The sequence below is a fragment of the Streptomyces sp. P9-2B-2 genome (assembly GCF_030406865.1).
Classification (GTDB): Bacteria; Actinomycetota; Actinomycetes; order Streptomycetales; family Streptomycetaceae; genus Streptomyces; species Streptomyces platensis.
Genome location: NZ_CP129126.1, coordinates 3828293 through 3847806 on the forward strand (window position 1 = coordinate 3828293; position 19514 = coordinate 3847806).

The 19514-nt window shown below is 67.7% G+C and carries 12 protein-coding genes and 1 pseudogene; 6 read left to right on the top strand and 7 right to left on the bottom strand.

The genetic code is table 11. The features are described from left to right. Positions 1-20: 20 nt before the first annotated feature. The 6 genes from QT196_RS16565 to QT196_RS16590 all read left to right on the top strand — a co-directional run bounded on the left by QT196_RS16565 (position 21) and on the right by QT196_RS16590 (position 6914). Positions 21-1439 carry a DUF6177 family protein gene (locus tag QT196_RS16565; protein WP_290355153.1) on the top strand — a complete coding sequence of 473 codons (1419 nt, stop codon included), beginning with the start codon at positions 21-23 and terminating at the stop codon, positions 1437-1439. 193 nt (positions 1440-1632) lie between these two features. Beyond that, entirely contained in the window at positions 1633-1965 is a 333-nt protein-coding gene (locus QT196_RS16570; RefSeq protein ID WP_290356670.1) for a hypothetical protein, read from the top strand. A gap of 48 nt (positions 1966-2013) precedes the next feature. Then, on the top strand, positions 2014-2325 hold the full coding sequence (locus QT196_RS16575; protein ID WP_190143302.1) for a pore-forming ESAT-6 family protein: 312 nt from the start codon (positions 2014-2016) through the stop codon (positions 2323-2325). Between the two features lie 124 nt (positions 2326-2449). Further along, positions 2450-2884 (top strand): DUF6507 family protein, encoded by a 435-nt coding sequence (locus QT196_RS16580; RefSeq protein ID WP_290355154.1) that lies wholly within the window; start codon positions 2450-2452, stop codon positions 2882-2884. Next, positions 2881-6138 carry a hypothetical protein gene (locus QT196_RS16585; protein ID WP_290355155.1) on the top strand — a complete coding sequence of 1086 codons (3258 nt, stop codon included), beginning with the start codon at positions 2881-2883 and terminating at the stop codon, positions 6136-6138. The genes QT196_RS16580 and QT196_RS16585 overlap by 4 nt, the downstream gene beginning before the upstream one ends. Beyond that, entirely contained in the window at positions 6135-6914 is a 780-nt protein-coding gene (locus QT196_RS16590) for a hypothetical protein (protein WP_290355156.1), read from the top strand. Before QT196_RS16585 ends, QT196_RS16590 begins: the two co-directional genes overlap by 4 nt. 271 nt (positions 6915-7185) lie before the next feature. Here QT196_RS16590 and QT196_RS16595 read toward each other — a convergent pair whose 3' ends face one another. The 7 genes and pseudogenes from QT196_RS16595 to QT196_RS16625 form a co-directional block, all read right to left on the bottom strand. Further along, complete coding sequence (locus QT196_RS16595) at positions 7186-8781, bottom strand: serine/threonine-protein kinase (protein WP_290355157.1); 1596 nt, start codon at positions 8779-8781, stop codon at positions 7186-7188. A gap of 33 nt (positions 8782-8814) precedes the next feature. Beyond that, a pseudogene (locus QT196_RS16600) lies at positions 8815-9045 on the bottom strand (hypothetical protein); the annotation flags it as partial. A gap of 119 nt (positions 9046-9164) precedes the next feature. Continuing rightward, positions 9165-10418, bottom strand: coding sequence for a hypothetical protein (locus QT196_RS16605; protein ID WP_290355158.1), 1254 nt, complete (start codon positions 10416-10418; stop codon positions 9165-9167). Positions 10419-10564: 146 nt separating this feature from the next. Further along, positions 10565-13762: a type I restriction endonuclease gene (locus QT196_RS16610; protein WP_290355159.1), complete on the bottom strand. Its 3198-nt coding sequence runs from the start codon at positions 13760-13762 to the stop codon at positions 10565-10567. A gap of 2 nt (positions 13763-13764) precedes the next feature. After that, complete coding sequence (locus tag QT196_RS16615; RefSeq protein WP_290355160.1) at positions 13765-14985, bottom strand: restriction endonuclease subunit S; 1221 nt, start codon at positions 14983-14985, stop codon at positions 13765-13767. Then, positions 14985-16994, bottom strand: coding sequence for a class I SAM-dependent DNA methyltransferase (locus QT196_RS16620; RefSeq protein ID WP_290355161.1), 2010 nt, complete (start codon positions 16992-16994; stop codon positions 14985-14987). Before QT196_RS16620 ends, QT196_RS16615 begins: the two co-directional genes overlap by 1 nt. Positions 16995-17084: 90 nt before the next feature. After that, positions 17085-19307: an N-6 DNA methylase gene (locus tag QT196_RS16625; RefSeq protein ID WP_290355162.1), complete on the bottom strand. Its 2223-nt coding sequence runs from the start codon at positions 19305-19307 to the stop codon at positions 17085-17087. Positions 19308-19514 lie beyond the last annotated feature (207 nt).

Below are 19514 nucleotides of genomic sequence, written 5' to 3' on the forward strand. Positions count from 1 at the left end.
ATGAAGGACCGGACGACCACATGACCAAGGACGTCATCGCCCTCACCCAGCGCATGCCCGACCCGTGGACCATGCTCGCGGGACTGCTCTCCGGGGGCCCCGACAAGCTGATGGACGCGGCAGGCGACGGCGCCGTCGTGCGGCTGTGTGACGACGAGGGCCGACCGCTCGTCTCCGTCGAGGCACCGCTGCTCGTGCAGGTCCCCGGCGAGGCCGAGCGGCTGCTCGGAGCCACTCCGCCGCCGGTCCCGTACTGGTGGACGGAGGCCCGCGCCACCACCGGTGTCGAGGAGGCCGAGCGCCTCGCGGGCACCTTTGCAGCCCGACTGGCCGTCTTGGCCGACGGCTCTGCCTGGCCACCGGAGGCCGCGCGTTCCCTGGCCGTAGTGGACAGCGACCGGGTAAACGTTGCGCCCGCACCCGCCGCCGCACAGCCTGCCGTCGACGTCCTCACCGACAAGGTCGCCGTCGTCATCCAGGACCGCCCGGTGGTCGCCATGACCGCCTGGCTCTCGGACGCCTTCCGGACCGCAGCCGACGCCGAGCTGGGCCTCCAGATCGTCACCCCGGCCGGAACCACCCTCTCCCCGGCCGTACGCGACAGCCTCAGCCACTGGCCGTCGCGATGGGTGGTACGCGACGAGGGGGACGACTACTACGACGGACTGTCCGGCGCCGTACTGCGCTGGCAGGACGGCATGTTCGCGCCGCTAGCGGGGGCGGACGCGACCGCTGACGACCCCCGCACCCCGGTTGCCGCCTCTTACCAGGAGGCCTCGATCACCGGGGAGCATCAGCTCGCGGTGACGTTCCGAACGGTCCACCCCGCTGACGATCGTCTGGTACTCGGCGGTGCACTGGAGTCGATATGGCGCGAACTCACCGGCGCGCCGCCGGCCGGATGGGGAACCGCGGAGCCCGCCAACCTCCCCTGGTCGCCGCGCCGGATGACCGACCTCGCCCACGAAAGGTCGCCCGAACCGACCTGGTTCGTCGTGGTCGGCACCCCGGACCGGCCCGGCCTCGCCACGGTGCGTGTCAGCCGTACGAAAGCCGGTGTGGAGGAACACGTCACACTGGCCTTCGGCTACGGACCCGACGAAAAGCCGCCAGTGGATGCCCTGGCCGGGGCGGCGGAGCTGCTCGCCACCCGCCACCACCTCCAGTCGATGCTCGTACAGCTCCGCAAGGCACGTCGTGACCTGGCGGTGCCGCCCCGCTTCGAGGGACCCGGCGTACCGCTTGCGTTCGTACTCGGCGCTGAGGAGGTCCGCCAGATTCCCGGCGACCGAGCCCGCCACACGCCACTGCCCCAGCCGCCTGTCGTCCTCGGCCCGAAGGCCCGCCCGGCGCTGTACTACCTGCTGCCGGGCGATCCGTCGGACCTGTCGGGCTGGCAGGACTTCGAGCGCCTGATGCGGCATCTGAAAGGGGCATGAAGCCCGGTACCTGTGGGGTCGGCCGAGGGCCTTCACGCCAAGCACACCGCAGGCGGGGAACGGCGGGCACCGGGCGACTTTGAGCCGTTGTCAGACCCCGGGCATAGCATCGGGATTGTGAATTGCACGGGTGATGTCCGAGTTGATAGGCATGACCGTACATACGATCGTCAAGTCCGGCAGGGGGAGCCTGATGAAGTTCGACATGGGGGCACAGACGCTCTCGACCCTGAGGTCGCAGTCGCAGGGGTCGAGTACGGAACTGGGGACGCTGATCCGCCAACTCGTCCAGGCGGCACAGCCGTTGGAGGGCAAGTTCAACGGGTCCGGCAAGGTGGCGTTCGACTCCTTCAAGTCGCGCGCGGACGAGATCTCGGCGGCGTTGAACAGTGCGCTGGCCGGGATCGTGGGCGGACAGTCGGGCATGGAGTCGGCGTTCAGCTCCGGTGACCAGGAGCAGGCCGACAACGCCCGGTCGCAGATGTCGGCGGCGAACTTCGACGCGGCCCGCTTCTCGGGCCGCTGACAGCCCGATTGCGTCGGAAGTACTCAGATCTCAGGGGGAGTGATTGTGATGGCTGGTGGCAGTGACCGCCGTTCGTACGACACGGCCACGTCGGCGGAGGCACAGGGCAACATCCAGGCGGTGATCGCGCGCCTGGAGCAGGTGATCGCGGCGCGTGATGCACAGGTGAAGGCAGCGATGTCGGACTTCGCGGCGGACGGTGTCGCGGACGAGTACCACGGCAAGGAACTGCGCTGGAACCGTGCGTCGCAGGAGGTCAAGAGCATTATCCAGCTGCTGAAGACGACGCTGGAGAAGAACGACGCGACGGCGCACCAAACGCTCGCGCGCGCGAAGACAGCGGTCGACAACATCGGCTGAACCAGTACGGCGCACCGGGCGGAGCAGTATTCCACCGGGTGCGCCCACGGGTTGCCGGCCGTCGGGGGACGGCGCCGCCGGGATGGTGGCGGCGGTGCAACAAGAAGGAATGCGGGGGGCATTCATGGCGGCATGGGACATTCAGCCGCAGGGAGTACAGGGCCAGTTGAAGGTCGTCGGCACGCATGCCGAAGATCTGGGGAACGCCCTCAACACCCTGCTCACGGACATGAAGGACGCGGCGCAGGCCGCGGGCACGACCGTACCGGGCTCACAGGCCACAGTGGCGCCGTACGGGCCGGTGGTGCCGCAGAAGACTCCGTCGGTGTTCGCACAGAAGGCGACGGGTCCGGTCGCCGCGGCGCTGTCCGAATACGCGACGCAGCGCCAGACGTACTTCAAGTCGATGGCCGATCGCTGCCAGGCCGCCGTCCTGGGCGCAGCCAAAGCCACCAATGAGTACGTCGAGGGCGACCTGGAGGCGGCCAGGAACGCCCAGACAGCCGCCCGGGCCGTGCGGGTGGACGCTCTCAAGGACTTCGGGGGGAAGCAGAAGTGAGCAACGCACCGGTCGACCCGGCCGAGGTACCTGTCTTCACCGGTGATCTGGACCTTCTCGAATCCAAGGCGAAGGCGCTGTCCCACGGCGGCTCCCAGGTCAAAACCATCGGATCGGACGTCCACAAGTCCTTCGGCGGCCTCGCCGCCTTCTACAAGGCGCCCGAGGCGGAGCAGCTGTTCGGCGTCACCCAACCGGTGGCGGACAAGGCGCACGACCTGGGCGAGGACATGCATGCCATCGCCAGGGCTCTGGGCACCTACGCCCGTGAGATCACCCCGCTGGTCGAGCAGCTGAAGCAACTCAAGCAGGACGCCGCCGATTTCCGGGCCAAGGACGCCGCCGACGACGACTGGCGCGAGGACGGCGACCTGGTCGACGAGAACCTCAACCGCCGCAACAAGATCGCCGAGGTCTGGGCCGCGTTCCAGGAGGCCGAACGCGACTGCCATGCCAAGATCGTCGGCCTGGTCGGCGGCAAGGCACTCCACACCATCGACGGCTCCCACCCGACCGGCTACGGCTATGACGCCGAAGCCCTCAAGGCCTCCAAGAGCCTGCCCTGGGGTGATGCGGTTGAGGAGTCCGTTCCCTGGTGGCAGGTATGGGAGCACGCCTACGACTTCGGCAAGGGCGTCGTCGTCGACGGCGTGTGGGGCACCATCAAGGGCCTGGGCACCCTGATCGGCGTTGACGGCTGGGACGCCGCCGGTCAGGCATGGACCGGTCTGGCCAAGCTCGCCACCGGCGTGGCGATCACCACCCTGCCCTTTGTGGGCCCCGCGTTCTTGATGATCCCGGGAGACAAACTGCCCTCCTGGCTGCGGGATTCGCGTACCGCGATGAAGGAGACCGGCAAGGCCCTCGTGGCCTGGGACCAGTGGGAATCGAACGGTTCCCGGGCCGCCGGCGCCGTCACCTTCAACGTCATCACCGCCATCTTCACCCGCGGCGGCGGCGCCGCAGTGTCGGGCACAGGCAAGGCAGCCACCGCGGCCAAGGCCGTGTCCATCGCCGGCAAGGTGGGCCACGCCATCGACCCGATGACGTACGTCTTCAAGGGCGCGGGCGCCGGTATATCGAAGATCGGCGACGTGATGGCCCACCTCAAGGGCCTCGGCCACGTCGAGGCCCCAAAGATCTCCGAGGGCGCCTACAGCCTGCCGGAGGGCGCCGTAAAGATGCCGGACGGCTCGGTACAGCTGCCCAAGGATGCCGCCATTCCGGAAGGGGCGATCAAGCTCCCGGACGGCAACATCAAGCTGCCTGAGGGCACCGTCACCCTTCCGCCGCACACGGTGAAGTCGCCCTTCGACGGCCCGGGTAAGTACATGGACGGCGAAGGCTCCCTCTACAAGGAGGACGGGAGCCTCCTGCAGAGGGGCGACGAGGCCAAGCCGGAGAAGACCCCGAACCCGACGGCGGGCGCCGACAACCCAAGGATCGAGACTCCGGTCCGCCAGGAACAGCCGGTCCCGGCCGGCGTCGGCGGACGGAGCGACGATGTCACACGCGTCGGCTCGGACATCTCCGACCCGGCCCGTGCGGGCGACAACGCGGGGCACGGCCAAGCCGGGCCGAGCGACAACACCCCCATGGGCCGCGCCGACGACCTCAGGCGGGGCCCAGACGCCAGCCACGGATCCGCGACCGGTGGTCACGGGGACGTCCCGGGCAGCAGCAGTCACGATGGGTCTATCGGCGGTGATCACGCGCAAGGCAGTGCTGGGGGAGACCGTGTTCCGGGCGACTCCGGAACCGACGTGCCACCCCCACCCCACGAAGGCGGGCTTGGTAATCCCGGTGCGTCCCTGCCCGACGGCTCGCGAGGCAATCTGCCCGATGGTTCCTGGGCAGGCGAGAATGGCCTGCACCTGGACCGGGAGGCGAACGCCGCCGCGGACGACTTCATACGCAGGTCCGCCGAGGCGGAGCCACGCATCACGGAGGCGATGCAAGACATCGCTGGCAAGGTCGACGACGGGAAGTTGCTCGGCCTGGAGTACCGGCTCAAGGGGGAGGGATCCCTCAAGCGCAAGCTCGCCACGGACATGCTCGAAGACATCGGCATGGACCACAGCCAGACGCTCAGCGACATCAAGGACTCCATCCGCTACACGATGGAGGTCCCGAGCAACGGTTACACCCGCGGAGTGCAGCAGGCGATCAACGACCTGCAGACCAAGGGATTCGAGAACGTCACGTTCAAGAACACCTGGGACTCTGTTAGCTACAAGGGAATCAACTCAACCTGGCGTGACCCGGCCAGTGGCAAGGTCTTCGAGCTGCAGTTCCACACGGCCGATAGCTTTGCGGCCAAGATGGACGGCCACGTCTTGTACGAGAGGGAACGCCTGCCCGGTGTCTCCCCGGAAGAGACTTCCGCGATCAAGGCCGAGCAGGCCGAGCTGTTCGGCAAGGTGCCGGTGCCGCATGATGCGGGCGCCATCAGGATCGATGCACACGGCGCCGACGATGCGGCAGCGGCACTCGGCAAGGACCTCGACTCGACGGCTCATGACCTCGGGTCAGTGGGCGACGATGTCGGGGGCTTGGGAGACGACGCGGCAGACGCCGGTAGCCTGGGCGACGACTCGCTGGACACCGCAGGTGACGCAGAAAATCCGTACACCCACGGTCCCAACGGCGGGTGGGGAGGAGCCGGTTGGGTCGAGCAGCCCTCGACGTATGCGGCCGGCGTGTACGACTCGCTCCGGGCCACGCCCAACCACGTTGACGTCCCCACAATGGCCCGTAACACCGGTCTCAACGAGGCTGTCATCCGGCAAGTGAAGACCCACATGATCAAGCAAATGCACGACGTGATCATCCGGCCCGGGGAGTGGAGGCGCGGTCTCTTCACCCCACGCGATGACCTCGCGGCCCTGTGGGACGGAGCGCGCAAGGGCACACTGGACACGGACCAGATCGCGGAATTCAGGAACCTGATGACGCACGAGTACGTGGAGAGCCGACTGATGAAGGGTGGCCTTCCCTATCTGCACGACGAGACCGGCCTGTGGAGGTGGGGCGACGACGGGGAGTTCGAAGGCAGGAGGTCGCCGAAGAGCCTGTCCGCAGCAGGCGCACACGACCTGGCGCCGAACCCCGCACGGGGTGGTTTCGGGACACAGTGGCAGAAGCTCGGCCTCAGGCACCCCAAGACGGATCTCGCCGCTGATTTGTCCAACATCGATGACTTCGTGAAGGATATTGTGCAAGAACTGCGAGCCAAGGGGGTGGACCTGAAGTGACGGAGAGTTCTGCACGCAGGGTGTTGGAGCGGCTGCGTGCCATTGACTGGGCCGACGACTTTGCGGCATCCGATCACGCCAATTCGCGTGCTCTGCTCATGCGCGAATACCTGCGACGGGCAGCACTTTGGGCGCGTGCTTGCAGGGCGGAGCAGTCCTGGCCCTTCTTCGACATCGCGGAGCACGTCGATGCGGAGCTCGAGACGCCCCCGGATGTCGCCGCCGAAGTGGAAGAAGTCCTGGCCGGGCTCGCCCCGACTTCGCTGAAGCGGACCTGCCGAGCCGCTCTCCGGTGGGCGACGCTCCGTGACACCCGTGACGATCTGCCTGCCGATCTGCCGGACCCCTATGAACCACTCCTCCTCATGTACGAACGGGGTGGTGGGTACTTCCTGGAGGAGTATCTCGACCTCAACGGCGTGATGATCCGGCTCGGCAACGTGGAGAGCAACGCTTCCGTCACGCCCTTCCTCACGCTCGCCCCAGCCACACTCGATGCACTCGATACCGAAGGTGAGATCACCTACTACGCAAAGGTCAGCGAGGGCTACCCCCGGAACAACCCGCGCGGAATCGTCCGGCGTCGCATCGACGAGGGCCAGACATATGACGAAGCTTTCACCCGGCACCTCCGCTGGGAGCCGACCGAGTACCTCAAGCTGTACGACCTCGGTCACAACGAAGTCGACCATGTCAAGATCACAGAGATCGAAGCCGCCACGTTCATCGAATCGGTGACGACGAAAATTCTCGGGTCCCCATCGGTCACACCATGATCGTCACGCCTTGTCGGCAGCTGCAGAGGGCTCCGTACATCGTCACAGCCGCCGAGGGCCCGACCGTCCACATCCGACGGGTCCGCCTAGGCACACGCCGCCAGCGACTGCGTTAGCACGAGGGCTTCATCGCGAGACGTCCGAAGCATCGAGCGGTGTGACCCAGGCGCAGGCCGGTCAGCCGAGCAATGGACTACCCGGCACAGCCCGTATCCCGACCGCGTCCTGTGGCTGGGAGTGGCTACGAGTGCCTGCGAGGTTTACGAGCGGCTCATCCGACGGCGTCGCCGTCGCCGTCGAGGCCGAGGCGGATCACGGCAAGCGCCTCGGCGATCTCGCCGGTCATCTCGTCGTCGGGGCCGAACACCATGCACATGTCCTGGTGGAGCGGTTCGAGGACCCGCCGGGCTTCGACGGCCCGGCCCTGGGCGAGCAGCAGCATCCCGATGTTGTGCCGTAGCTCCACGGCTTCCTCGCTCACGTCGCTGTCGACGGCCCGCACGACGTTCAGCACGCCTTGGAGCGCAGCGAGCGCGTCGGTGACCTGGCCGAGTTCGGCGCGGCACCGGGCCGCCTGGGCGCGGCAGGCGCGGGCCTGCTCGCCGGTGGGTCCGGCGATGCGGGCGTACGCGTCGGCGAGGGCCTCGAACTCGGGCAGGGCGGCCCGGTAGTCGCCGCCGAGGAGGCGGATCGCCGCCCGCTGGCGGAGCAGCGACAGGACCTGCTTGCTCTCGGAGCCGAGGGCGAGGGCCGCGGGTTCGATGACCTCGCCGAGCACCTCGGCGGCCTGCGCAAACCGCTCCTCCTCCAGCAGGGCGTCGGAGTGTGCGTACGCCTCCTTGATGTCCTCGCGCAGCTGAGCGGGGACGGGCACCGGCTGGGCCCCCGGGAGGACGGCCGTCGGCGTCGAACCACCGGGTGCGGGGGCCTGGGCCCGGGCGCGGGGCGCGAAAGGGTGACGGAACACGCCCGTCGGGTCGGGTGCGCCGGCCGGCCCGGCATCGGCTGTGCCAGGCTCCTGGCCTGGCGGCGGGAGGAACGGCAGCAGCCGCGCGTACACCTCCTGCGTGTCGGCGGGCCGCGCCTCGGGCGCCTTGCGCAGCAGGTGCAGGACCAGTTCCTCCAGCGCCTCGGGGACGTCGGGCCGCAGCTGTCGCAGGGGGGTGGGGGCGGCGTTGACGTGCTGGTACATCAGCAGGTACTCGCTCTCCGCCTCGAACACGAAGCGCCCGCTGAGGAGTTCGTGCAGCACACAACCCAGCGCGTACAGGTCGGTCTGCGGGGTGATGCGTCCGCCGCGGACCTGCTCGGGCGACATGTACTGGTGGGTGCCGATGGGGCTGCCGGTGGCGGTCAGCTTGGTGACGTCGGTGCGCAGGATCGCCGCGATGCCGAAGTCGAGGACCTTCACAGTGCCGTCGCGTGCGACGAGGATATTGCCCGGCTTGAGGTCCCGGTGGATGACCGGCACGTCGTGCGCGTACGACAGCACGGTCGCGATCTGCGCGGCGACGGCGGCCGCCCAACTGACCGGCAGCGGCCGGCCGGGGTCGAGGTAGGCGGACAGCGGTACGCCGTCGACGAGCTCCATTACCAGGAACAGCCGCTCGTACGACGCGTCGAGCACCGCGTCGTACACCTGCGGCACGCCGGGGTGCTGGATGCGCGCGGTGATGCGGGCCTCGCGACGGAAGCGCTTGGCGAACTCCTCGGCCAGTTGCGGGGAGGTGACCGACGCCTGCCGGATGAGCTTCACGGCGACGGGCCGGTCGAGCACGGCGTCGTAGCCGCGCCACACGTCGCCCATGCCGCCGTGGCTGAGCTCCTCCAGGAGTTCGTAACGGTCGGAGATCTCCTCCTGCGGCACCTTGCCCCCGGTGTGCGTGATGAACAGTCACGGTCAGGGGTCAAGTGTGACCGCTGCGTCGATCTGCCGTCCAGCGATTGCGTGCGACGTGGGCTCGGGCGCGGCGGTGGACGACGGGTAGGAGAGTGGGGCGGCCTGTCGGCCTCCCAACGGCAGGACGTACTCCGCCCAGACCGTCTTGCCGGGGCCGCCCTGGCGCGGGTGCCAGTCCCAGCGGTCGGCGAGGTGCTCCACGAGGAGCAGGCCGTGGCCGGTGTCGCGGAGGCGTATACGCATTCATGCCGGGGAACGACGAGGGAGACGAAGAATCCGCTGTCGATGTGTGGCTCTTCGAAGTTGAGGGTGTAGTCGGGCTGCGCTCGTGGCTGACGGTCGGCGCTCACTCAGCCTTCCTCGTGGCATTCCTCCTCGTGCCCGCGCCGACGGCGCGCTCGCTCGGCGATCCCGATGGAGAGCTTGCCCTTGACCGAGCTGGCCCGGTCGAGGGTCTCGTTGCCGAGGTTTCTGGCGGCATCGACGCCCTTCGCTCCTGTCTCGAGCGCCTTGTCCCTCGCTTCCACGGCCGCTTCCACCCATCGTCTCGCATCCGATGACTGGCGACCTGACTCAATTCCGAGCCGCCCGTGGAAGTCATGGACGCCGGACACGACATGGTTGCTCGACTGGACTACGGCCGGGGACTTGGTCGGATGCAGCAGCACCTTCGTGTTGGCCGTGCCGGCAGCCGCATTCATCCGGGCCACCAGACGCTCGGTGCTGCGCGAGATGTGTTCCAGCCGGTCCTGCCGGGCGGCCTTCAGTCCGAGGCGATGCCCGTCCAGCTCCTCCGGGGACGCGTCCAGCACCCGGTCGAGTTCGAGCACGGCCATCGCGTCCTGCAGCTGGAAGCAGCGAGCCAGAACGGCGAGCCACTCCCGAACCATGGACTCAGCTTCCTTGGCCGTCGCGGCGAGATCACCGATCTTGCCCTTGCCCTCCAACTTGCCTGCGATAGCGTCTAGTTGACGTAATGCGTACGCCTGGGTCTCCGCGATCGTCGTCGGCGCGGTCTGTACCTTCGACCACGTAATCTCGTCGACCCTGCCCCTCTTCTCCCGGATGGTCATGGCTTCCTCGATGACGAAGCCCACTCCGATCATGCGGGCCAACGCAGTGTCCTTCTGGGCGCGCAGCACGTCGTCGACCTTCTCGTCGATCGTGACGAGGTAGTCGGTGATCTCGTCCATGGTCTGCTGCATCGCCAACTGCGCCATGATGCCCGCAGCACTGGCGAGAACCACCGGGTTGGTCAGAAACGATCGGGGCGCTTTCGCGAATTCGACGAATCCCTTGATCTGGCCCTTGGGCCCCTTCAGCACACCTGTGCTGAAACCCGTCTTCGAGCTTTCCCTCAGCCTGTACTTCTTGACAAGTGCTGCCGACTTCGGAGTCAGCTTCACCCAGCGACCGGAGTTGGCGGCAATCTCTGAACCTGCCTGCGCGGCTGCGGCCCCGGTACCGAAGACGGACTTGAGCCGTTGCAGTCCGAGGTCCTTCGACGAGAGTCCCTCCGAGACGAGGAACCGGTCGACATCCGTCGCGTTCCCGATGACCGCGAGTCCGTCACCGTCACTGATCAGCTGAATCTCGTTGTCCATCGCCCGCTCCTGAGGTGGCTTCTCGTGGTTGAGGGGAGGTAGAAGACTTCAGCAGCCCGCACCAGCGCCCCGTGCGTGGTCCGGCTGTGTGCGCACGATGTCCTCCAAGGGTGCCCCGGCCGGCATATCCAGCCGGGGCGTACGGATCAGACGTCGTCGTCCAGGCCCTCCTCGCGGCGGATCATCCGCCAGGCGGCCTTGCGGGCGCTGCGGTCCAGGCTGGACTTGAAGCCCTTGTCGGGGCCGAAGTACTGGCGGCCCATGCCCGCGATGGTGTCGATGTGGTCGGCCATCTTGTCCGCGAAGATGTTGTCGAAGACGAGGCCGAAGTTCTCCTCGTCGTTGACGACGGCCGCCGCCCGCACCTTCGGGTCGGCCTTGGCCTCCTCGAACGGGCGGATGACGTCCTGCTCGGTGAACTCGGTGCCGAAGCGTTCGTTGAACTTGTCGATCAACTGCGAGAGCAGCGATTTCTCAGCTTCCTTCGCGCCGCCCGAGCCGTCGCCGAAGCCCTGCATCGTAGTCGGCCCCTCGGCGGTGAGGGAGACGTCGTACTCGCCGGTCTTCTCCACCCGCATGTGGCTGAGGTCGACCTCCCCAATGTCCACGCCGCCGTCCGCGCGGCGCGGCAGCCGGTTGAGCAGGTAACGGCCGTAGAGGTGCAGCCGCTCCAGCTCGGCGTCCCGGTAGGGGACGATCTGCGCGAGGAAGCCGTACTTCCTGACGTAGTCGTTGAGGTCGGCGCGGAAGCCCTCCGCCGTCTCCTGGTCGTCCTCGTCCTCGCTGTCCTGCAACGCGGTGAAGCGGGCCACCGCGGGAGACAGCAGCCGGTACAGCTCGGCGTGCAGCTTCTCCCACTTGGACTGTGAGCCTGCCGCCTTCTCCTTGGCGGCGAAGTACGCGGCGGCGAACTCGTCCATCTCCTGCCCGGACAGGATCGCCGCCTGCATGACCCGGCTCTGCGCGGTGTAGAGCAGGTTGGGGTCGGAGGGGAGGGTGTTCGCCTCCTCGAAGTACGGGCGGAAGGACTCCTGTATGTCGTTGGCGTCGTTGACGAAGTCCAGTACCGCCAGGTCCGCCTGGGTCTTGCGCTCGACGGTCCGGTTCAGCCGGGACAGGGTCTGGACGGCGGAAATGCCGGTCAGCGACTTGTTGACGTACATCGTCGTCAGCAGCGGCTGGTCGAACCCGGTCTGGTACTTCTCCGCCACGACCAGGATTTTGTACTCCCGCTGGCCCGCACCGCCGGCTCGGGCGGCCTTGTCGTCGGCGCGCGTGTACGCGAACGCCTTCGGCAGCGCGCTCTCCGACAGCCCGCCGTTCTCCTTCGGCTCGGTGGTCTCCTCGCCGTCGGCGGTGAGCGAGCCGGAGAAGGCGACGAGGACGCCCAGGTCGGGGTACTTGGTGTCGTAGTCCCGGTCCTTGAGGTAGCTCTTGATCGCGCGTGCCATCTGCACGGCGGACTGCCGGGAGGCGGTCACCACCATGGACTTGGCCCGCCCGCCGAGACGGCCCCGGCTGTGCGCCACGAAGTGCTCCACGATCACCTGGGCGTGCTGGGCGACCGTCGAGTCATGGGTGAGCGCGTACCGGGCGAGCAGGCCGTTCGCCTTCGACGGGTCGACCTCGCGCTCGTCGGGGTTCTGGTTCACCAGCTTCCAGTACGTGTTGTACGTGACGTAGTTGCGCAGCGGGTCGAGGATGAAGCCCTCTTCGATCGCCTGCCGCATGGAGTATGTGTGGAAGGGCCGGTAGGCCGCCTTGCCGTCGATGTCCTGCAGCGTGCCGAAGAGTTCGAGGGTCTTGGCCTTCGGCGTGGCGGTGAACGCGAAGTAGGAGAGGTTCGCGGCGCGGGAACGCTGCTCGGCCCTCTTCTTGAGCTGCTCGTCGAGGGTGGTGTCCGGGGCCTTGACTGTGGTCGCGCCCGTGTCGTCCGAGTCGGCGTCCAGGCCGAGGTCACGCAGGGCGGCCCGTACGTCCTTGGCGGCGTCGCCGGACTGCGAGGAGTGCGCCTCGTCCACGATGATCGCGAAGTGGCTGCCCCGGATCTCGGTGGGATTGCGCTCGATGTACGAGATCAGCGCCGGGAACGAGTGCAGGGTGACCGTGACGATCTTCCCGGCGTCACGGGAGAGGGCCTTGGCAAGCTGCTCGCCCTTCGCCCCGTGTTTCTCATCGATCTTCACGACGAGGCCCGCGGTCTGCTCGAAATTGCCGATCGTTTCCCGGAGTTGCGCGTCCAGGTTGCGGCGGTCGGTGATGACGATGACCTTGTCGAAGACCGGCACGCCCGGGTTGAGGCCCTTGGCGATGGCCTCGGCGTCGAGTTCGCGCGGGTCGGTGGGGGTGTGCAGGTCGCTGAGGCGGTGCGCGAGCCAGCCGATGGTGTTCGACTTGCCCGAGCCGGCCGAGGCCATGACCAGGTAGTCGTGGCCGGCGCCGTGCGTTGCGGCGTGCGCGGTGAGCTTCTTGACCGCGTCCCACTGCTGGAACCGGGGGAAGACCATCGTCTTGGTGGTGCCGCCGCCGGGTGTCTTGCTCTTGTGCAGGTGCACGAACCGCTGGAGCAGGTCCAGCCAGTTGTCCGGCTGCCAGACCTGCTCCCAGAGGTAGGAGGTCGCGTGCGTGCCGTAGGCGGTGGGGGCCGGGTTTCCGGCGCCGCCCGGCTGGCCGGGGCCGTTGGAGCCGGTGTTGAAGGGGAGGAAGCGGGTGTTCTTGCCCTTGAGCTGGGTGGCGACGAAGACCAGATCCGGGTCGACGGCGAAGTTCGCGACGACGCGACGCGTGAAGATCAGCTCGGTGGGGTCGCGGTCAGTGCGGTACTGCTCCTTCGCCTGCTCCACCCCTTGCTTGGTCAGCGGGTTCTTCAACTCGGCTGTGGCGACGGGGATTCCGTTGAGGAAGAGGGCAAGGTCGAGCCGGTTGCCCCAGTCGGCCTGCTTCGTCGCGTACTCGAGTTCGCGGACGACGGTGAGGCGGTTCGCCCGGTAGCCGTCGAGCACGGAGTCGTGGGCGACGAGGTTCGGCTTGAAGTACGCAACGCGGAGTAAGACCCCCCGGTCCTTGACGCCGTTCCGGAGGACATCTAGGAGCCCGTTGGTGGCGATGGCCTGGTCGAGGCGGCCGGCGAACCCGCGCTGCGCCTCGTTCGGATCGCTGCCGTAGACGGTGAGCAGCTCGCTCCACTCGTCCGGCTGGGTCGCGCCGATGAACGTGAACAACTCATTGGTGTCCAGGCCGAGATCGGCCCGGTAATCCTGCGGGCGCGCCTCGCGCCAGCCGCGCTCGATCATGGCGGCGACGATGGCATCACCGAAGGCGGACTCCGTGTGGATGGGGCTCATGGCTACGCGCTCACTCCGTCCGTTACGTTGCGTCCGCTGGCGGTGGAGACGTCGAACTGGCCGGTTACGGCGGCGGTGATGAGGGCTTGGCGGCGTTCCGCCAGCAGGTCAGCCTGCTTCGCCGTAGCTGCCCGTAGCCTGTCAGCATGATCCAGCGCTCTACTTACTCGACCAACGATTCGACGCTGCTTGTCGAGAGGTGGGTAGTAGATGCGCAGCTTCAAGCAGTCGTGAACTCGCATGTGCGAGTGCGCAGCACCGTCACTGGCTAGTTCGAACTGCCGCTTCATGAAAGAACTCAAAAAGTTATACAAGAGAAACTCGGGGATCGTACGTAGTTCATTTGGGCGGTACAGCATGACCTGTTGCCCAAGGAACACAGGTGCGTCAGAACTGAGGAGTCCAGCTTCACCGACGGGGGCTTGCCTAGTGAACAGGACATCACCGATCTGAGGGGCACCGCGCCGATTCCATTTTTTGAACGTCTCTTCCGAGACCCGATAGGTGTCGTCGACGTTTACTTGCCCATCTCGGACGTTAGACGTTCGGAGCATGCGATATGGAGTCTCGCCAGCTTCGATTGGGGCAGTCTTGTTGACACAGTCCAAGACCAGCTCGCATGCGCTGGTCACAGGTGCGACACAGTCGTCGGAAAGTGCTCCAAGTTCCGCGTCAATGACGGCCGTGCGGCGAGCTACCGCCAGCTGCCCAGCCTTTTTTACCAGGCCTTCAATCTGGCTCAGCCGGGTGGTCTCGGCGTCGAGGAAATCGGCAATGCGGCGCTGCTCCTTCACTGGAGGAAGGGACACTTCTACCTTCGCCAAATCTTCCCAGTAAAGACGCCATTGCGCTGGGCGAATCCCCTTTGATCGCGACTTGAACTCGCCAATCAGAAAATGAGACCTGAGCAAGTGGTGAAGGTACCGGGAGTGAACTCTGGGACTCACCTCGCAGACCAAGTAATCTGGACTAACGATGCCTCCGTATGCGGAGACACCGAGCGACCCTTGCCACGCCTTCATCTTGTTGACTACGAGGTCGCCAGCCTGTACGAGTTGGTAGCGAGAGAGGTTCAAAGGAGTCTTGTTGTAGTTGTCAGTGCGTGATTCTTTCGGAATGACCCCATGATCGCGATAGACGGACAAGACATCGGCCGATGGAAAGCCCGTCCGCTCTACAGGACGAAGTAGATACCGGAGCGGTGTCACTGAGTACTCGACCACTAGTCCGTCACCTCACCCAACAGCGCCTGAATCTCGGCTTCCAGCGACTTCAACTCCGCGTCGATCTCCGCCAGCGGCCTCGGCGGCTTGTAAACGTAGAAGTGCCGCGTGAACGGGACCTCGTAGCCGACCTTCGTCTTCGTGTGGTCGATCCACGCGTCCGGCACGTGCGGCAGCACCTCGCGCTTGAGGTAGTCCTCGACGTCCTCGCCGAGCGGGACGTTCTCGTAGTCCCGCAGGTCCGTATCCGGCTCCGACGCGCCCTTGACCTTCTGGACCTCGCCCTCGGGGTCACGGACCCCGACCGCCTCCCGTACCGCCTTCGCGAACGACGCTCCCGACGGCCAGGTCAGGCCGGCCGCGACCACCGCGTCCTTGAGCGCGATGAGCGCCTCGGACTTCGTCGTCCAGGACGAGCCGAGCACCGTGCGCACCGCCGCGACGAACTCTTCGCTCCGCTCCAGCTTCGCCACCGGCTTGGCTTCCGCGAGCGCCGCCAACGTCTCCTCCGTGACCTCGAAGCGGAGCTTCAGCGGGCGTTCGACGGTGATGCGCTGGTAGCCGAAGTCCTCGTTGGCGAAGACCTTGACCTTGCCGTGCAGCGGGTGCTCGGGGTCCTTGGCGACCTGGACGGCCTCCGCGTACAGCCGGGTGATGGCGCCGATGTGGTCGGGGCGGCCGTTCGTCCCGTCGCCGAGCTCCTTGCGCTTGTCGCCGAGCGACTTGCGCATCTTCTGCCACTGGTCGCGCGCGTCCAGCAGGACGACCTTGCCCTTGTGGTCGGCGTTCTTGCGGTTGGTGAGGATCCAGAAGTAAGTGGAGATGCCGGTGTTGTAGAAGAGCTGGTCCGGGAGGGCGACGACCGCCTCCAGCCAGTCGTTCTCGAGAATCCAGCGGCGGATGTTGGACTCGCCGGACTCGGCCGCGCCCGTGAACAGCGGTGAGCCGTTGAAGACGATGGCGATGCGGGAGCCGCCACCGCCGTTCACGTCCACCGGCTTCATCTTGGAGATCATGTGCTGGAGGAAGAGCAGCGAGCCGTCGTTGATGCGCGGCAGGCCCGCGCCGAAGCGGCCGGCGTCGCCGAGCGACTTGTGCTCGTACTCGACGTCCTCCTTGACCTTCTTCCACTCCACGCCGAACGGCGGGTTGGCGAGGATGTAGTCGAACTTCCGGCGGGCGTGGCCGTCGTCGGAGAAGGAGTTGCCGAAGCGGATGTTCTCCGGGTCCTGGCCCTTGATCATGAGGTCGGAGCGGCAGATCGCCCAGGACTCGGGGTTGAGCTCCTGCCCGTACACCTCGACCGTCGCGTCCGGGTTGAGGGCCTTGATGCGGTCGTCGGCGGCGCTGAGCATGCCGCCCGTGCCGCAGGCCGGGTCCATGACCGTGCGGACGACACCGGGCACGCTGAGGGCGTCCGCGTCGGGTGCCACCAGCAGGTTGACCATCAGTTTGATGACCTCGCGCGGGGTGAAGTGCTCACCCGCGGTCTCGTTCGACTGCTCGGCGAAGCGGCGGATCAACTCCTCGAAGATGTAACCCATGTTGTGGTTGGGCACGACATCGGGGTGCAGGTCGAGGTCGGTGAACGTGCCGATGACCTGGTAGAGCAGGTTCGCTCCGTCGAGCTTCCTAACTTGCTGGTTGAACTCGTACTTGTCGAGGACCTCACGGGCGTTGTCGGAGAAGGCGCCGACGTAGATCTGCAGGTTCTTCGCCGCGTTCTGTGGGTCGGCCGCGATCTTCCGCAGCGTGAGGTCGCTCTTGTTGTAGAAGGAGTGGCCCGAAGCCCTGCGCAGGAAGTGGCCGGTGTCGATGTCCTGGCCCGCGAACCTGGCTACGGTCTCGACGACCTTCTCGCGCGTCGGCTCCAGGACGCACTCCAGGCGGCGCAGCACGGTGAACGGCAGGATGACCTTGCCGTAGTCGGACTGCTTGTAGTCGCCGCGCAGGAGATCGGCGACGGACCAGGCGTGGTTCGCCAACTCCGTGTGCTTGCTGCTGTTCAAGAGGTCCCGGCTTCCTTCCGAAGAGCGCCGTCCGGGCGGGGGACGGCAGAGATCCAGTGTGGTCGTGTGGGGTCGGACGTGGGGGGCTTTTCAGGTGGAACGGCTGTCTGGGGTATCCGGGGTGTTCGGCGGTAGGAGTACGCCGGCGGTGATGCCGGTGGTCAGGGTGGCCGCGGTGTCGGCGGCGAGGACGGCGGTTCGGCGGACGGCCGCGCGGAGCTCGTGCACGCGGCGGAAGGCCTCCCCGTAGCGCCGCTGTTCCTCCAGGGGCAGCAGTGGTACGCGCAGGCGGCCCGGTGTGACGTGCACGAGGGTGGAGCCGGTGGACGCGGAGGCGATGTTGTCCTCGGCGCCGAGGAACCCGGCCAGGAACCACGGGTCGAGGCGGGCCGGGTCGGGGCGCAGGAGGTGAATGTGCTGACCGAGCAGGGCTTCGGCGTCCCGGTCGTCCGCGACCCGGGTCATCGCGGTCGAGTCGCCGCCGCCCGCGACGGCGCGTACGAGGACGTCCCCGGCGGCGACGGGTTGTGCAGCGTCCGCGTGGAGGTCGACGGCCCTGCTGGATGGGGGGCGTCCGGCGGAGATGTCCGAGGCGGTGAGCACCGGCCGGTCCACGGTGGGGGTGGCGGAGCCCTTGGAGCCTCGTGTGCCGGACGGGGCCGCCCGCAGCACGGTCAGGGCCCCGCCGCGTGCCAGATCGGAGACGGTGGCCGTACGCCACTCGCGGGCCGAGTCCCCGGACGGCAGCCACCCGCCGGACGCGGAGGCGGCTGACAAGGCGTCGATCTGTTCTGCCAGTTGCTCGTGCAGTTCGTGGACGCGGCGGGTCAGGGCGACCGGGTCGATGTCGGCCGCGGTCGCCCGCACATGACGGGCCGGGGTGACGTCGACGACGTCGTCAAGAAGGTCGACGAGCGGCACCGCGCGGGCGACGCCGGGCTCGTCGGCGTAGGTGTCGGGTGCGGTGGTGAACGCGACCCACTGGCCGAGGACCCGGTCGGTCAGCCCCGCCCATTCGAAGGAGGCGGCGGAGGCGGCAGAGGCAGGGGCGGAGGAGGTGGCGGAAGAGGAGGAGCCGGATCGGCGGGGGCGTGAGCCGCCGCGGGTGCCGGCGCCGGCCGTGGCCGTATCGGTGGCGGTCGGCGTGTGCGTGGCGCCGTCCCGCTGCTCGCCCTCCCCGTCGACGAACAGCACCGTTGTACGGTCCGTGCCGCCCGGTTCGGGGCGTTGGAACACCCAGATTTGCAGGCCGATGTGGAGCGGATACGCGGCACGTGCGGGAAGGGAGACGACGGCGCGCAGGGCCCCGCTGCGGATGAGTTCCGCGCGGACACGGCGGCCGGAGGAGCGGAAGGCGAGCGCGGGCGGCAGCAGCATGACCGCGTGGCCGCCGGGCTCCAGGTGCGCGAGGGCGTGCTGCACCCAGGCCAGTTCGGATTCGAAGCGTGGTGGGAGTCCGTACGCCCACCTCGGGTCGTAGGCCAGCTCGTCGTGACCCCAATCCCGGTCGGCGAACGGCGGGTTGCACAGGACGGCGTCCACGGTGACGTCGGGGAAGGCGTCGGCGCGCAGGCTGTCGCCGACGCGGATCGCCGTCTCAACCTCGGGTGCGGCGAGCAGCAGCCGGACCGCGGTGCGCCGGCCCTGGACGGGGAGCGAGTCCTGCCCGAACAGTTCCCGCGCGCCCTGCCGGGCGGCGGCGGCGAGGAGCGTGCCGCTGCCGCAGGCGGGGTCGAGGACGCGGGACGTGCCGGCGGGCAGTAGCCGTGCCATGAGCAGGGCCAGGCCCTCCGGGGTCTGGTAAACGCCGCTGGCGGCGCCCTCGTCCAGTTCGCGTTCGGCGAGGACGTCGGCGGCGGCCTGTGCCCCCGCCTCACGGACGCAACCCAGCAGCGCGCGGACCGCGTCCGCGTCGGCCGGGCCGTAGCGGACCGGCTCGGCCTCGGGCACGGCAGCCGGGAACTCGCCCGCGGTCTTCTCCGCTCGGGCGATCAGCTGGTCGTCGGGCACGGCGGCGAGTTCTGCCAGCTCCTGCGGCGTGCGACGGGACGTGGCAGCTACCAGCGGGAACAGTCGCGCGGCCACTCCCGAGCCGGGTCCCAGCAGCCGTAGCGCCGTACGCAGCTCCTCGGTCGGCGAGGCGGTGGAGGTGTGCCCGCGTCCCCGCAGCCATGCCTGGACGGCCGGCAGGTCGTAGAGCGGGCTGGTTTCTGTGCCCGCGCTGGGGGCCGGGAAGTCGTCGTGGCGGCGGCGCCAGTTGCTGACGGTGGCGCGCGTGACCCCTGCGATGCGGGAGATTTCGGCGGCTGTCACGTGCGCAGAGGGGGCCAGTTGGGCTGGTGGCTGCTGGGGCATGGCGTGGGGTTCCGTACCTCTCGGGCCAGTCGGATGGGGACGGTTAACAGATTACAACGGTCGTCAACTTCGACAAATCGTTTGACGGTGCTTTCAGTGTCATGCTTATCTGGCCATGCTTCCGAGTGGCGGCAGGGCGCCGACTGCTCAACCGCGCTGTGGAGC

What these genes read in the sequence shown, in the direction of transcription:
- QT196_RS16565 (WP_290355153.1), top strand. Translation starts at nt 21, where the DNA reads ATGACCAAGGACGTCATCGCCCTCACCCAGCGCATGCCCGACCCGTGG.
- QT196_RS16570 (WP_290356670.1), top strand. Translation starts at nt 1,633, where the DNA reads ATGAAGTTCGACATGGGGGCACAGACGCTCTCGACCCTGAGGTCGCAG.
- QT196_RS16580 (WP_290355154.1), top strand. Translation starts at nt 2,450, where the DNA reads ATGGCGGCATGGGACATTCAGCCGCAGGGAGTACAGGGCCAGTTGAAG.
- QT196_RS16610 (WP_290355159.1), bottom strand. Translation starts at nt 13,762, where the DNA reads ATGAGCCCCATCCACACGGAGTCCGCCTTCGGTGATGCCATCGTCGCC.
- QT196_RS16605 (WP_290355158.1), bottom strand. Translation starts at nt 10,418, where the DNA reads ATGGACAACGAGATTCAGCTGATCAGTGACGGTGACGGACTCGCGGTC.
- QT196_RS16575 (WP_190143302.1), top strand. Translation starts at nt 2,014, where the DNA reads ATGGCTGGTGGCAGTGACCGCCGTTCGTACGACACGGCCACGTCGGCG.